The following is a 13,716-nucleotide window of genomic DNA, read 5'->3' as shown; positions in this document are numbered from 1 at the left end:
AACCACAAGCGAAGGAGAAAGCCGATGTGCATAAAACAGCTTTTGTTCGCGAGCCTGACATGCGCTGCCGCTTTTGCGACAACCGCTCAAGCGCAGTATCCCGAGCGCGCCATAAAGATCGTCGTCCCGCAAGCCCCCGGCAGCGCCACAGACAATGGCGCACGCATTCTCGCGCAGGAGCTGTCAAAGGAGCTCGGCCAATCTATCATCATCGAGAACCGGCCAGGCGGCGCTTTCGTCATCGGCAATGACGCGGTCGCAAAGGCGCAGCCCGACGGCTACACGCTGCTGTTCGCCAGTATCGGTGCGTTCGCGATCGCGCAGCATATGGTCGCCAAGCCGCCTTACGATATCGAGCGCGACTTCCAGCCTATCGCGCTAGTCACGACCGGGCACCTCCTGCTTGCTGTCGCGCCCTCGCTGCCGATCCACAGCGTCGTCGAACTGGTCGAGTACGCCAAGAAGAACCCCGGCAAGCTTTCGAACGCGTCGTCGGGCAGCGGTTCGCCGGGCCATGTCAGCGGCGAGCTATTCAAATTCATGAGCGGCACCGACATCGTGCACGTGCCCTACAAGGGCGGGACCGCCGCCATCACGGACCTCATTGCGGGGCGCGTCGATCTCATGTTCGAGAGCCTCACGTCCATCGCGCCGCATGCCAGGCAGAAGGCTATCCGGGCGTTGGGCGTCACCGGTCCGAAGCGTTCGGCCGGCTTCCCCGAGCTGCCGACGATCGCCGAGGCCGGCGTTCCCGGTTATGAAGCGCCGATATGGTTTGGCGTCGCGGCACCAGCCGGCACGCCTCGCCCGATCGCCGATAAACTCAACGCGGCCATCAACCGTGCAATCCAATCTGACTTCTTCAAAGCGCGCTATGAGCAAATCGGCGACGAACCGGCTGGCGGGACGCCAGAGGAGTTCGCAGCGCTGATCAAGAAGGAATCGGCGAAATGGGCCGATGTCGTGAAGCGCTCCGGCGCGAAATTGGAGTAGGCGCTTATCACAGCGGACGCATGCCAAAACGAATGCCATTGAAGAGGTTGGATGATGCTCACAGCCAAGAGCGTAGTCCGCCTGAACTACGGAAAAGCGGTGAACAATGCCCTCGAACTTTGTGGCGCGCGATCCGGAGGCTTATGACTCTTACATGGGACGGTGGAGCAAACGACTTGCTTCAGATTTCCTTGACTTCGCGGGGCTCGTTGAGGGTGGGGCGGTTCTGGACGTAGGCTGTGGGACCGGAAGTTTGACCTTCGAAATCGCCGCCCGGCGCAAAGCCGCATCGATCGATGCTTTGGACTATGAGTCCGAATTTGTGGAGGCGCTAAACACCCGGAAGGGAGCAGCATCGATCAATGTACGACAAGGCGATGCGATGGCTTTGCCATACGAGTCGGCTCAATTCGAAATGGCCTTATCTCTTCTGGTTCTTCACTTCGTGCCCGACGCGGTCAGAGCCATTTCTGAGATGGTTCGTGTTGTGAAGCGGGGCGGTGTCGTTGCCGCAGCGGTCTGGGATACTTTCGGAGGAATGCCAAGCCGGCGAATGTTCTGGGACACGGTTGCAGCGATCCATCCGCCGGCGGAGCAGCGAAGGTCAGGTCTACTGATCCGTCCGATGACACGGCCGAATGAGCTGCAGACCGCTTTCCAACATGCTGGCCTCTCGGACGTGGCTGCGACACTCCTCACTATTCGGATGGACTTCGAGAACTTTGAAGACTTTTGGATCCCGGCTGTTTTCGGCCAAGGGACCCACAGTGAGTTCTTGGCTGGTTTGCCTGAGCCGACACAGCGGCAGATCCAGTCAAGCGTCAGGGCAGCTTATCTGGCCGGCCTTCCGGACGGCCCGCGCAGTTTTGCAAGTAGTGCCTGGGCCGTTCGAGGAATGGTAACGCGATGACAAACCCTAGTGAACGGAAACTCGGTGCGGATTGCAGCCCGATTGCGCCCGCTCCTTGTCGATGCTGGCAGGGCCGGAGCACGGCCGGGCCATTCCATTAGAGCGGAATTTCTGCGCACCCGCGTATGTCGGCTTGTGGCACCTTTCGGACCTGACGCACCCGCTCGGCGATGTCCGCTGATCGGGGAAGAGCAGAAGTTCGCGGCGCGCTGTCAAAGTGACGCGATTGACCCTAAGCGGCCATCGAATGCCCAATGCAGGGAATATATCGGGCGAACTGTCGGATACCCGACTATTGTCGCACAATTAATTCGCTATTGGCCGCTTGTGCGCCCATGGTGGGTCTATTGCCGAAATTGTCCTCAGGTATCGGTGACAGAGAGCGTTGAAGCTCCCGCCTGAATTTTTGTGCTGGAGCTAATGTGGCCGCTGAAAATCATCTTTTAAGTTTGCTCGATTCTTCGACGCTAACCCTATTGAAACCTCACATGAGGACAATGACTGTCGAGCATGGTGAGTTGCTTCATGGCTCCTCATCGGACATCGAATTCGCCTACTTCCCGCAATCCACTATCATCTCGGTCCTCGCACGCACCGAACAGGGCGGGAGCGCCGAGACTTCCATCGTTGGCCGAGAGGGAATGATCGGTTCGTCTTCGATCCACGGCATTATGACTTCATTTGCCGAGTGCGTCGTTCAAGTCAGAGGCGAAACTGTGCGCGTCCCGGCGTCGGAAATCCACCGCATCGGGAAAGACAGCGAAAGTTTCCGAAAGATTATTGCGCTGTTCGATTTGTCCCTGCTCGCACAAGCGCAGCAATCGACTGCCTGCCAGGCACTTCATCACGTTGAGAGTCGCGCAGCAAGGTGGCTTCTCCAGTGCAGTAAACGGTTGGGAAGCAATGACATCCGGCTGACGCAGGAATTTTTCGGACAGATGCTTGGCGTCCAGCGAACCACCATCAATCTGGTCGAGCGCACCCTCCAACAAGCCGGCCTTATTCAAATCGGCAGGGGGCGCATCTCCATTCTGGACATCGAAAGCCTCCATGCAGTCGCCTGCGATTGTTACGATCGGATAGAGCAGCGCTACGATGAACTTCTCGGTCCCCTCAAGCCAAACTCCCTTTGATCTTGGAACTATCCGCCGTAAATGGCCATGCACGAGCCACGACGGGCTCGTTGCCACTGTCCTATGTCCTGAATTGGTCCTGTCGGATACCTTACAGACGCCAACATCGTTTTTGGTATATTTTTAACGCGGGGATAGCTCGCTGGGAGGCAGGGATAGCTCACCGGGAGAGTGTCCATGCGCGGAAGTGGATTACCTCAACTGTTGCCGACCGAACGTCCTCGCTGCCCGACGTGTCGCGAATGCATGGATTTGCAGCGTGTAGACCCCGGCATGAGAGGATTCGAGAACCGCGTCTTCGAGTGCGGCAGGTGCTACACGATGAAAGCCGTTCCTGCGGCGATTGGTCGAACGAAATCTCGTAGAGCCAAGTCGGCCGAAAGTCGATTGCTCAGCCAAGGAGAACTCTAACAACCGGGCCGAAACCGGCTCGTACATCAGCGAGTGGCTACCTCGCCCAGACTGCAACCGCCGAAGTAGGAACGTTCATCAAGGCCGGCGGTCGCGGTTTCCAAAGGAGTCTGACGGATGCCCAGATTTTTCATTCATTCACGAGGTGGCGGGGAGATTGTCCGGGATGTTGAGGGCCAAGAGTTGCCCGGCTTGGAAGCGGCCCAAGCGGCGGCGACTACTACTGTCCGAGAACTCTTGGCCGACGGGATCAAGCACGCAACGGGCCTGCCGTTGGAGAGCGTGATTATCGCGGATGAAAGCGGGAAAGAACTTATGACTATCCGGGCAAAGGATATTTTGCCGGAGGCGTTGAAGTAAGGCCGCCTGGCGGCGTCACTTTCATTTCGCGAACGATCCGATGTCGCCTATTGGCACCTTTGAGACATGGCGACCGGCCCTGACGATGTCCGTTCACCGGGGTACACCGGAAGTCTTCGTCGGACGGTGTAAACGACGCTTTTGACCCGGAACGGACCTCGTGATTCAATTTAGTGCACCCTTGGCCGTTGGCTCAACTGCTTGAAGCCGGGCGGGCAGGCAGCCTACCCAGGGCATCAGGCGCGGAGAGTCGGCCTGCTCTTGCACAAGGACACTGGAATCTGCCGAGCGGGCAAGCTAGTCGCAAATAGCTAGTCCCGAAATGACGGATCCAACCGATCCAACTTGCGAAGCAGTGCTGGCCAGGCGAGTGCGCCGGGGCCGACCCCCCGAGTGACCTTATTCCGAGCCATTTGAATGCCGTCGAGAATGGGTTTGGGGATGGGGATCAGCTCGCTGCCACCGGATTGCGCGCGGACCTGAATCATGCAGCTCGCTTCAAAAGTGTACATGAATGCGAATGCGTCGGCGATCGAGGCGGCCGCGGTGAGCAGGCCGTGATTGCGCAGCATCAGGAAGTTCTTGTCGCCGAGATCGCGCACGAGGCGCGGTTTTTCATCCTCGTTGAGCGCGAGGCCCTCGTAGTCGTGATAGGAGAGTGAAGAAAGGACGAACATCGACTGTTGCGAGATCGGCAGCAGGCCGTTCTTCTGCGCGGATACCGCGACGCCATTGGGCGTATGAGTGTGCATCACGCATAATGCGTCCTGGCGCGCAGCGTGCACCGCGCTGTGAATGGTAAAGCCGGCGGGATTGATGTCATATTCCGAGGGCATCACCTTGCGGCCCTCAAGATCAATTTTCACGAGCGAAGACGCGGTGATCTCCTCGAACATCCACCCGTATGGATTGATGAGGAAATGGTGCTCGGGTCCCGGCACGCGAGCGGAGATGTGGGTAAAGACGAGATCATCCCACCCGTATAGCGCGACGAGGCGGTAGGCTGCAGCGAGGTTGACGCGCGCATCCCATTCATCCTTGCTGACTTGATCGCGGACGTTGAGGGAGCTCTTGGGGTTAGCGACGCTCATGGCACTCTCCTTCATGCGGAAGTTGCAGGTACACTTTAGCACGGCTTGGAACGCACAAAATCAGGCAATCTCACGGGTGTGACCTCGTTGAATGTCGAACTCGGATCGAAGCGGCTGGAGTTGCTGACGGCGAAAGTCGATCTGATAAACCTCAAGACCGCTAAGGCGCTCGGCATTACCGTGCCGCAGGCACTCCTTGCCCGCACGAGGTAATCGAATGAATGACGAGATGTCCGTTCATGACCCTGGCTGTGTGAAAACGCCGTGCCGCTGTTATGATTCTCCCGTGATTCTAGGGGGGATCGATGAGGCGCTTCGTTGAGGAGGCCGATCGTGGGCAATGGACGCTACTGCCCGAGTGCCTCGATGATTTCATTGACGAGGGCAACCCCGTCCGCGTCATCGACGTGTTTGTCGGTGCGCTCGATTTGGCTGAGATGAGCTTTGAAGGAGTGGAGCCGGCGGCGACTGGTCGGCCCTCGTACCATCCCTCGGTTCTGCTTAAGCTTTACATTTACGGCTACCTAAACCGGGTGCAGTCGAGCCGCCGGCTCGAACGAGAAGCCGGACGCAATGTCGAGGTGATGTGGCTGCTGGGCCGGCTCGCTCCCGATCACAAGACGATCGCGGACTTCCGGAAGGATAACGGCTTGGCGCTTCGCAAGGTCTGTGCGCGCTTCGTCGAACTTTGCCGCGAAATGGGGCTTCTTGCGACGGCGAGCGTCGCCATCGATGGCAGCAAGTTCAAGGCCGTGAGCAATCGGGACAGGAACTTCACAAAGGCGAAGGTGCAACGGCGGCGTGCTCAGCTTGAGGAGAGCGTCGCTCGCTATCTGAGCCAGCTTGACACGGCCGATCGACAGGAGCCGAGCGAGGCGCTGGCCGCAAAGGTAACAAGGCTCACCGAGAAGCTGACGAAGCTGAAGGAGGAAATGGGCAAGCTTGCGGTTTACGAGAAGCAGATGCTGGATTCGCCAGACCAGCAAATCTCCCTGACCGATCCGGACAGCCGCTCGATGGCGACGAGCGGCCGCGGTTCCGGCGTTGTCGGCTACAACGTGCAGGTCGCCGTGGATACCAAGCACCACCTGATTGTGACGCATGAGGTAACGAACAACGGTTCAGATCGGGCACAACTTGCCAATATGGGCAAGCAGGCGAAGGCTGTTCTACAGACCGAGACGCTCGAGGCCGTTGCCGATCGCGGCTACTTCAGCAGCGCGGAGATCCTCGCCTGCCACGAGGCCGGCATCACAGTAACTCTGCCCAAGCCGCAGACGTCTGGCGCCAAATCGGATGGACGCTTCGGCAAGCAGGACTTTGTCTATTTGCCGGAGGAGGACGCCTATCGCTGTCCGGCTGGAGAGCAACTGCCATATCGTTTTACGAGCGAGGAAGATGGCAAGCAGATAAGGCGTTACTGGACCAGCGCCTGCCAAAATTGTTCGCTCAAGTCTCAGTGCACGACAGGGCCAGAGCGGCGGATTCCGCGATGGGAGCACGAGCATCTGCTCGAAGCTGTGCAGCAGCGCCTTGATGCCACGCCCCAAGCCATGCGCCAGCGTCGCGAGACGGTCGAGCATCCGTTCGGCACGATGAAGGCCCGCATGGGGGCGACACACTTCCTCACCAAAACGCTTCCAAAAGTAGCCGCCGAGATGGCTCTCTCGGTCCTGGCCTATAATCTGACACGGGTCATGAACATCGTCGGAGCCAAGCCGCTGATGGCTGCGATCGCAGCCTGAGACTGAACCGGTCCTGGCCTCTCATCGACTTCCTGGAAGGGCGTTTTTACACGGCCAAGACCCATAGCCGACGAAGAAGAACACCTTGAATAAGTCGTGCTAATCTCCTGCATCCAACTGCGCCGGTAGGAGAGGCGGCTATGGTTCTTGTACATGTTTACGTCGAGGTGACCGAAGCAAATCTGGGAATTGACTTTTATTGTCATGGTCTCGGCCTGATTTTGAAGCGCCGGTTGAGCCCAACATGGATCGAGCTCGCGGGAGCGAATTGCCCCCTTTATCTTCTTGCTAATAGGCCGGCGATTGCGGACCTCGGCAGTACAAAGGTGTGCCGCAGCTACGAACGGCACTGGACGCCGGTTCACCTAGATTTTGTTGTGTCTGATATCGACGCAACTGTCTCGCGATTGATCGCCTTGGGAGGTTCGCTTGATCGCGAAGTTAAGATACGCGAATACGGTCGCATTGCGAACATGGCAGACCCATTTGGGAACGGCTTGGATCTGATCGAAGTTCTCCGGCTCGGGCTATGATGGCGTTTCGCGGTCTTGAGTGTCCGCCGCCGCCGGGCGACTTAAATACGCGCGAGAGAAGCTTCTGCTTTTGGCACGAAACGGGCCTGCCGGGCCGACCTGACGGTGTCCGTTGACGGGGGCTGGCCGGACGTCGGCGCTACGCAGTCAAACCGACGCGATTGACCGTGCGCTCCGAGGGCGCGAACTACCAGTGAGGGAGGGTCTCACCCGGATAATTGTCGATTGGTCCGGAAGCTGGCAGGCGGCACGGCCGGGTAACTGGCTGGGTCGAAGCCCTGCGACGAAGGCGGCCTTGGGCTGCTGAGCGATTCGATGGGCCGTAACAAAGTGAAGCCCGAGCAGGCCTCGAAAGTTCGAATGCGGATGCCGACCCTCCGGTCATTTGGGGAAGGCCGCACGCGTGGGGAAGTAATCGACACGCGCACCCACGCGATCCGCCGGGGTAGTGGGCACGGCACGTCGGAAGGGTGGTTCGCAGTTACAGGGGGAGACCCGTCGCGGACGAGGGTAGCGGCCTCAGCATCGCAATAGGCGGTGGTCACGGCGGGAGTCGGACGGGGCAATAAGAGCGTTGATGCCGGGTAATGCCGGCGGAGCAAAGGGCCCCGACTTCTGGTGCGCTTTTGAAGATGGCGAGGTCGTGGTGATTGGCGATGAGCCTGCAAACACCAACAATGACAGGCGCCGCCGGAGATTGCTGTGTCGAGGGGCGAAGGAGAGTTACTCACCGTGCCGAAGCCGCGTGCGGTTAGTTTGTCTCCGTGTGCCTTGCGGTGAAGCCAGTCGGAAAGCCGGGTGCCGGCAATCGGCACGCCCGGTTTGATGAGCGGGGATGGGAAACGGGGCGTTGGCCATAGGCCCCAAGCTACCGCGCCCATCCTCGACTCTACCGGAACGGACATTTGACTGCTTTGGATAAGCTCAAAAGCGTTTACGCTCCAGTCGCGTCCTCAAGTCACTCCTGGTTGCTGCCTTGGTTTGATCTTGATCGAGCTCAGCAGCGTTGCGGCCGCGATCATCATCAGGATGCCAGCGAGACTGAGCGCGATCTGCATCGGAAGTCCATCCGAGATGTCGACCAGCGCTATGTGGCTGGCGAGCGCCAGCAGAACGCCAAGGCAATAGATTGCCAGGGAGTTCTCGCCACAGCGGATCGCGCCGCGCATCACCGGCGTCGTCAGCCATTGCCAATTCCGAGGTACGAGCCAGACCGCCAAAATCGCAAGTGCAAAAAAATGCAGCAATCGCAAAGGATCGAGATTCGATTTGTCCACCGGGTAAACCAGCTTCGCCAGCGCTTGTGGGACCAGCGCTTCCGGTGGTTTGAGACTCCAACTCAATGCGATGATCAGGCTAACTGCCAGATAGAGAACGGCAAGCACAAGTGCCGTGCGCGAGGTCAACCACGGCCGCAACCCCTTGCCCGCGATAACGCACCACGCGCCAAGCACGACCAGCAACTGCCAGGCCAGCGGATTGAAGAACCAGACGTTGTTTGGCCATGCCGGGACGGTCCAGCCGAAGACGTGCACCAACGCATAAAGCAACAGCGAGGCACTGAGTGTCAGATTCGGCACTCGCAACAGCAGCCACAATAGCGGCGCGAACAAAAGATGACAAACTACGAAGATCGGCAAGACGTCGGTGTTGACCGGACGGTATTGAAGGATCGCCGCGTGTGCGAATGTCGCGCCGGGATATTCCAACAGAATACGCGTATTGCTCTCGTCGGCAAACCGTCCGGCGCCTGCGAGGTAAACCATCATGGCGCAAGCGACAGTGAGCAGCAGAAATGCGGCGTAAATGTCCCAGCTTCGCCACAGCGTACGGCTGATCACGCCGGCCCAGCCGTCGCGCGAACATGCCTTGGCGTAGGCCAGCGCGCAGGTCACACCCGAGACGAATATGAACACTTCCGCGGTATCGCTGAAACCGTAATTCCGCAGCGTCAGCCAGCTTCCGATGTTGTTGGGGACGTGGTCAAGAAAGATGCACCAGAGCGCAATGCCGCGGCAAGCATCGATGCGCAGGTCCCGGCCGAGCCCTTTCAGCTCCGGCAGCGCACCCACCAGTGGCTTCGCAGGTGTCGCGAGCAGCTCGGGTTCGAGGTGCAGATGCCGACCGCGCAACACCTTGGCATTGCGTTCGATCTCCGCCAGCATCCGCCGGATGTCTGGCGCGGCCCTGCCACGATCCTTGTCGAGGTCGACAGCCGCGTCACTATCCGGGCGCCATCGCATCGGCTTCCGAGAAGCGGCCAGATCGATCGAACTGATCGTTACCATCTCGACGGAGCTGTGGGGTGCCGGCGCAGGCACCATCATCATGGTGGCGACGGGCCGAAAGGACGGAAATGACAAGCCTTCCATCGACTCTTCGTCGGTAATAACCTCATATGAGCCAGCCGGAAACAGCCGTTCGACGCTCGCGATCCGGAACGGGTGCTTGAACACCACCGTTTCACGTCGCGATCGGGTCACCGTCATGATCATCCTCATACGTTGGCGACGAGGCGCCGCCGCAGCCGATAAGAACTGGCACACAGAGACGATGTCGCGGGCGCTGCGCGCTCTGAGCAGGCGCTATTCAGCACTGCGGGCGAAAGCGCTTCCACTGCAAACTGAAACCGGAAACTCCGCATCAGAGCCCTGCGCGTCCGGGTTAATACTTATCGAATATTGGTTACCGTCCCGACAGCCAATGCTCCAGGTATCGACCCCAGATTCGGTGCCGCCTTGATACATGGTCCGAACAACAACACCACAAGCCTGCTTTCTATTTTTCAGAACGGAGGTCCAGAAAGCGAGATGCCTAGCCTGATCCAGTGCAAGTATCCTCGTCGTCCTTTGGTTAGCGGCGTGGGCCGTTTTGAAAGGCTCGGAAGCTACGGCCTTGGATGGCATGGCTGTTGATGTAGCGGCATCCGCCTTTCTAAAATGCAGATCAGCATCCAGAACAAACCAGGGAACCAGCCATATGACGGCGAAGCTCGCGGCAGCCACCAAAAAGAGAATAGGCGATCGCTTCATCATGTCTCTCCCTCCCGGAGATCGAGACATTGGCGGCCATCGCGGCGTCGCGAGGCCCGCAGAAACCTGACGAATTAAGGACTTCGCGAATAACGCCGATGGAGCTGCAATCCGCTGCGTGCTGGGCTCGAAACTTCGATGAGTAGCTCATCGAAGGTGTCGCACCACCGGCAAGAGGTTTCAGGCAGCGGCACTTACATGTCGCGAAAGATGAAGGTGGGACTGACTGGCTACTTTTGGAACCGTGTCAGCTCGGCTCGACCCGTTGCGGCGAGTAGCGGACCGAGATGCGTAACCTGGCATCCTTAGCTGGATGTCAAATTCGGTCATACGCGACTTGATCGAAAGGCAGAGGCTGGTCCGATCATCGGCAAAGTCAATTCACGAATTATGAACGCGTGAAGGTTTAACACAACCGCTGGCTAACTAACGGAAGGGCAGGCTGCGGTGTGGCGTCTCTGATCTCGATCCATCGGGTTTATCAGCGATACAGCGCGCCCTCGTTAGCGTCGCACAAACTAATTACATCAACTCGCCCGTCGCGCTGAGCGAGAAGGAACGTCTGCTTCTGGCAGATTCCGTTGAAGAAGTCGGTTCGCGACCGAGGCGGCCGCAAAATGCGGTGCAGCCGACCGCTTCTCAGGCCGGATTTGGCTGCGGCATTGGGACCAGCTTGGCTAGTTTCCGGAGGTTCTGGGCGACTGGCGTCGACCGCAAAGCCTTCTCCGCCAACCAGACCCTCGTCGATGCAGCGGCGCAAGATGGCTTCGAACAGCCGTCGCAGCAGATCACTGTCGCGGAAACGGCCATGCCGGTTCTTCGAGAAGGTCGAATGGTCGGGCACGTCACCATCGAGCCCAAGGCGGCAGAACCAGCGGTATGCCAGGTTGAGGTGAACCTCTTCGCACAAGCGCCGCTCCGAGCGGATGCCGAAGCAGTAACCGACTAACAGCATCCGGATCATCAGCTCGGGGGCGATCGAGGGACGACCGATCGCGCTGTAGAAGGGAGACAACTCTCGCCTCAACTCGTCAAGGTCCACGAACCTGTCAATCGATCGCAACAGGTGATCGGCCGGAACGTGCCGCTCGAGCGAAAACTCATAGAACAACGCGGCCTGCTCAATTCGCTGATGTCCCATCATGATTCAGTCCTCTCGCAACGACTGAATCAGCGAACATCAACCCGCGCAACCGAAGACTTTTTCAACACAATCGGCACAAAGCGGACCAGCCAATCGCACGGGGCGGATGTCCGCTTTCGAGGGACTAGCGAACTTGGACTAAGTACCTGCGAGGCCGCGCGGCCCAGCGTTGCAGCCGCACCGTTTCATCCGGGCTGGCACCGCCACCGCATGGTATTGGCGGACACGGCCCCGCGCCCTCTCGGGGGCATGGGGTTGAGGCGGGGGCCGCGCCGGGCCACCGATACGCGTACTGAGTGGCCCACAAACGAAACTGGTTCGCAGACAAGGTTGTTCCTAGCGATCTGACGTGGCCTGCCCGGATAAGGTTGCGGCAGTGCTGGTGGCAGATTATTTCTTCTTCTCGGTTTTGAATGAAACGCCCAACCGCATTGCAACTTTGCGGATGCGCTCAGGCGTGCGCTTCATGATTCGAGCGGCTTCCTCTAAAGACTTCGATGCTTTGGCAAGCTCGATAACGCGACGTTCATCTGCAAAAGACCAAGACTTGCCAGCCATCGGTGGCGCGCTCCTTTGAAGGCAAAGCCGCCAGCGGAGTATGTTCGCTGACGGCTTTGCTTGGGGACCGGACGAGGGCAATTGCCCGGCGGGTCTATCGATAACTCAACTTCTCGATAGAGCAACGCATGTCGCGCGTTAAGCTAACTGCTCAACCTTACCGATGCGGGTATTCCAAGCGGCGGTTGCACGACTTCCGTATTTTTACGGTAGGTTAGTTTGCGCTTGGAGGAGGCCGTTTATGCTGCAGCCCGATCTTCCTTGTCCGCTCCCCGCATAACGATCTCCAGAGCATCATCCGGCAGCGGTCGCTGCAGCGACTTCGCTTCATCCCGCGGTACCCTCATCCACACATCGCGCTCCTCGTCTGTCTGCAGGATGACCGGCATCGCCTTGGGATGGATCGGCTCGACGACGGCGTTGGGAGAGGTAGTGAGAAAGCCGTAGACATTGTGCGGACCGGGGATGGGTTTCGATTTCGTGCCACGGTCGCCCTTGAACTCGGTCCAAATGCCCGCGAAGCAGGTCAGCGGCCGATCGTCATTGATTGCGAACCAAACGACGTCTTTCTTCTTGGTCTCCGGGTTCGGTTCGGGCGCATACTCAGCGAAGCTATTGAAAGGCACTAGGCAACGGCTTTCCGGCTTCAACCAGCCCTGCCAATGCGGCGAGGAAGTGTTGCGGATATTAGTCACTGGCGGCCCGCCTGTCCGCGGCGGTGGCGGCATGCCCCAGCGCATCAGGACCAATTCGCGTTCAGTGCCCGCGTTGCGGACGATCGGCGCCGGATAATCGGGAAACACTCCCGGCATCGGCGGCAGATTGCCGACGTAGCGGTTCATCACGCGGAAGAGTGCGCGGATCGCTTCTTGGTTGGTGGTGATGCTGTAGAGATTGCACATCGAAGGCTGCCGCGAAGGATCGTTCTTGCGCTAGTCTCTATTGCTATGCAGGTCCCTTAGCTTGCGCATGTAGTAGCCCTGCTTCTGGAGCGCGGAGTTGATCTCGTCACTGACTTTGACAACTCTTTTCTTGCTCTTACGCCATTTCCCCGACGCTCCAACAAGTGCCATCGGAAATCCCTTCTTCACAACGAGCAGATCACGTTTGGCGCTTAAATATACGTCCACCATATGGCCTCACAGGCCGTCTCGGCTTCGGTGTACGTCTTAAAGGGTGATCCGCCCAACCCTGATCGCTGTTTTGTTAATATGGATAGGGCGCCAAGAAGCTACAAAGCCGGGATTGCCGTGAAGTCCCGGCCCACCGCGACTCTCGTTACTGATTACGAACGAAAAGCCGCACTCGCTCGCGCTCCATATCTCTAACTCCTCTGTCGCAGGACCAATGCGGCTGAAGTGCAGGGCCATTTCACCCTCAACGGCGGTGGTAAGGTTTGGTTTGCCTTGACTCGACGCTTCTCCGCTTCCACCGTTCCAACCCTCTTGCAACTTTTCCCTTGGTCCTGCCGCGGCTGGCTTGACCAAGTGGAAGTGCCACGGAGGCGATGTCATCTCTAAGGGTCGTGGATTGCGAGTCGGGCGCCGTAGCGCTGTAATTGCGAGTCATGAGCACCAAGAAACGCGAGGTCATTTGGGGCGGCCGGATCATGGGCGCGGATATGCGCGCCCAAACGGCCCGCCAAAACGCTAAGAAGGCCGCCCGCGCAGCGGGCAGGAGTTCTGGCTGCGAGCAGCTATTGGGCCCATTCCCGGTCAATTCGTCCTGCTGGCCGGACTGGCTTTCCACGCAACGTGGATCGCAATTGCGATTGCCACATATAGAAGCCGAAGGGGCGCAGGGCGC

General features: G+C 58.9%; 12 protein-coding genes and 1 pseudogene. 7 read left to right on the top strand and 6 right to left on the bottom strand.

Translation table 11 applies throughout. The annotated features are described in order from the left end of the window. The first annotated feature begins 24 nt into the window (after positions 1–24). The 4 genes from V1278_RS36690 (at position 25) to V1278_RS36675 (ending at position 3,807) form a co-directional block, all read left to right on the top strand. Positions 25–993, top strand: a complete 969-nt coding sequence (locus V1278_RS36690) for a Bug family tripartite tricarboxylate transporter substrate binding protein (RefSeq protein WP_334384053.1) — start codon at positions 25–27, stop codon at positions 991–993. A gap of 106 nt (positions 994–1,099) precedes the next feature. After that, a complete protein-coding gene (locus V1278_RS36685; RefSeq protein ID WP_334384052.1) occupies positions 1,100–1,903 on the top strand; it encodes a class I SAM-dependent methyltransferase in 804 nt (267 codons plus the stop codon). Between the two features lie 422 nt (positions 1,904–2,325). Beyond that, a complete protein-coding gene (locus V1278_RS36680) occupies positions 2,326–3,036 on the top strand; it encodes a Crp/Fnr family transcriptional regulator (protein ID WP_334384051.1) in 711 nt (236 codons plus the stop codon). A 528-nt stretch (positions 3,037–3,564) separates the two neighbouring features. Next, positions 3,565–3,807 carry a DUF6894 family protein gene (locus V1278_RS36675; RefSeq protein ID WP_334384050.1) on the top strand — a complete coding sequence of 81 codons (243 nt, stop codon included), beginning with the start codon at positions 3,565–3,567 and terminating at the stop codon, positions 3,805–3,807. Between the two features lie 311 nt (positions 3,808–4,118). On the opposite strand, the gene V1278_RS36670 is transcribed toward V1278_RS36675, so the two are convergent. Beyond that, on the bottom strand, positions 4,119–4,898 hold the full coding sequence (locus tag V1278_RS36670; protein ID WP_334384049.1) for a class II aldolase/adducin family protein: 780 nt from the start codon (positions 4,896–4,898) through the stop codon (positions 4,119–4,121). Positions 4,899–4,976: 78 nt separating this feature from the next. Here V1278_RS36670 and V1278_RS36665 point away from each other — a divergent pair, with 78 nt between their 5' ends. The 3 genes from V1278_RS36665 to V1278_RS36655 all read left to right on the top strand — a co-directional run bounded on the left by V1278_RS36665 (position 4,977) and on the right by V1278_RS36655 (position 7,176). Then, positions 4,977–5,111, top strand: a complete 135-nt coding sequence (locus tag V1278_RS36665; protein ID WP_334384048.1) for a hypothetical protein — start codon at positions 4,977–4,979, stop codon at positions 5,109–5,111. Positions 5,112–5,203: 92 nt separating this feature from the next. Further along, the gene (locus tag V1278_RS36660) at positions 5,204–6,643 is read left to right on the top strand and encodes an IS1182 family transposase (protein ID WP_334384047.1); all 1,440 of its coding nucleotides are present in this window, start codon (positions 5,204–5,206) and stop codon (positions 6,641–6,643) included. 140 nt (positions 6,644–6,783) lie between these two features. Further along, positions 6,784–7,176 carry a VOC family protein gene (locus tag V1278_RS36655; protein WP_334384046.1) on the top strand — a complete coding sequence of 131 codons (393 nt, stop codon included), beginning with the start codon at positions 6,784–6,786 and terminating at the stop codon, positions 7,174–7,176. 953 nt (positions 7,177–8,129) lie between these two features. On the opposite strand, the gene V1278_RS36650 is transcribed toward V1278_RS36655, so the two are convergent. The 5 genes and pseudogenes from V1278_RS36650 to V1278_RS36630 form a co-directional block, all read right to left on the bottom strand. Then, positions 8,130–9,506, bottom strand: a complete 1,377-nt coding sequence (locus V1278_RS36650) for an OpgC domain-containing protein (RefSeq protein ID WP_442893794.1) — start codon at positions 9,504–9,506, stop codon at positions 8,130–8,132. A gap of 255 nt (positions 9,507–9,761) precedes the next feature. After that, the gene (locus tag V1278_RS36645; RefSeq protein WP_334384044.1) at positions 9,762–10,211 is read right to left on the bottom strand and encodes a hypothetical protein; all 450 of its coding nucleotides are present in this window, start codon (positions 10,209–10,211) and stop codon (positions 9,762–9,764) included. Between the two features lie 693 nt (positions 10,212–10,904). After that, positions 10,905–11,352, bottom strand: a pseudogene (locus tag V1278_RS36640) (transposase); the annotation flags it as partial. 390 nt (positions 11,353–11,742) lie between these two features. Continuing rightward, positions 11,743–11,910, bottom strand: coding sequence for a hypothetical protein (locus tag V1278_RS36635; protein WP_334384043.1), 168 nt, complete (start codon positions 11,908–11,910; stop codon positions 11,743–11,745). A gap of 239 nt (positions 11,911–12,149) precedes the next feature. Continuing rightward, positions 12,150–12,812 carry an SOS response-associated peptidase gene (locus V1278_RS36630; protein WP_334384042.1) on the bottom strand — a complete coding sequence of 221 codons (663 nt, stop codon included), beginning with the start codon at positions 12,810–12,812 and terminating at the stop codon, positions 12,150–12,152. Positions 12,813–13,716 lie beyond the last annotated feature (904 nt).

Origin of the sequence: Bradyrhizobium sp. AZCC 1577, assembly GCF_036924575.1 — a bacterium.
GTDB lineage: Bacteria > Pseudomonadota > Alphaproteobacteria > Rhizobiales > Xanthobacteraceae > Bradyrhizobium.
The sequence above is the reverse complement of the archived record's forward strand: the minus strand, read 5'-3'. Positions and strand labels throughout refer to the sequence as shown.

Bases quoted from the DNA above. Each gene is read 5' to 3' on its own strand.
- V1278_RS36690 (WP_334384053.1), top strand. From the start codon at position 25: ATGTGCATAAAACAGCTTTTGTTCGCGAGCCTGACATGCGCTGCCGCT.
- V1278_RS36685 (WP_334384052.1), top strand. From the start codon at position 1,100: ATGCCCTCGAACTTTGTGGCGCGCGATCCGGAGGCTTATGACTCTTAC.
- V1278_RS36675 (WP_334384050.1), top strand. From the start codon at position 3,565: ATGCCCAGATTTTTCATTCATTCACGAGGTGGCGGGGAGATTGTCCGG.
- V1278_RS36670 (WP_334384049.1), bottom strand. From the start codon at position 4,898: ATGAGCGTCGCTAACCCCAAGAGCTCCCTCAACGTCCGCGATCAAGTC.
- V1278_RS36660 (WP_334384047.1), top strand. From the start codon at position 5,204: ATGAGGCGCTTCGTTGAGGAGGCCGATCGTGGGCAATGGACGCTACTG.
- V1278_RS36655 (WP_334384046.1), top strand. From the start codon at position 6,784: ATGGTTCTTGTACATGTTTACGTCGAGGTGACCGAAGCAAATCTGGGA.
- V1278_RS36650 (WP_442893794.1), bottom strand. From the start codon at position 9,506: ATGATGATGGTGCCTGCGCCGGCACCCCACAGCTCCGTCGAGATGGTA.
- V1278_RS36645 (WP_334384044.1), bottom strand. From the start codon at position 10,211: ATGATGAAGCGATCGCCTATTCTCTTTTTGGTGGCTGCCGCGAGCTTC.
- V1278_RS36635 (WP_334384043.1), bottom strand. From the start codon at position 11,910: ATGGCTGGCAAGTCTTGGTCTTTTGCAGATGAACGTCGCGTTATCGAG.
- V1278_RS36630 (WP_334384042.1), bottom strand. From the start codon at position 12,812: ATGTGCAATCTCTACAGCATCACCACCAACCAAGAAGCGATCCGCGCA.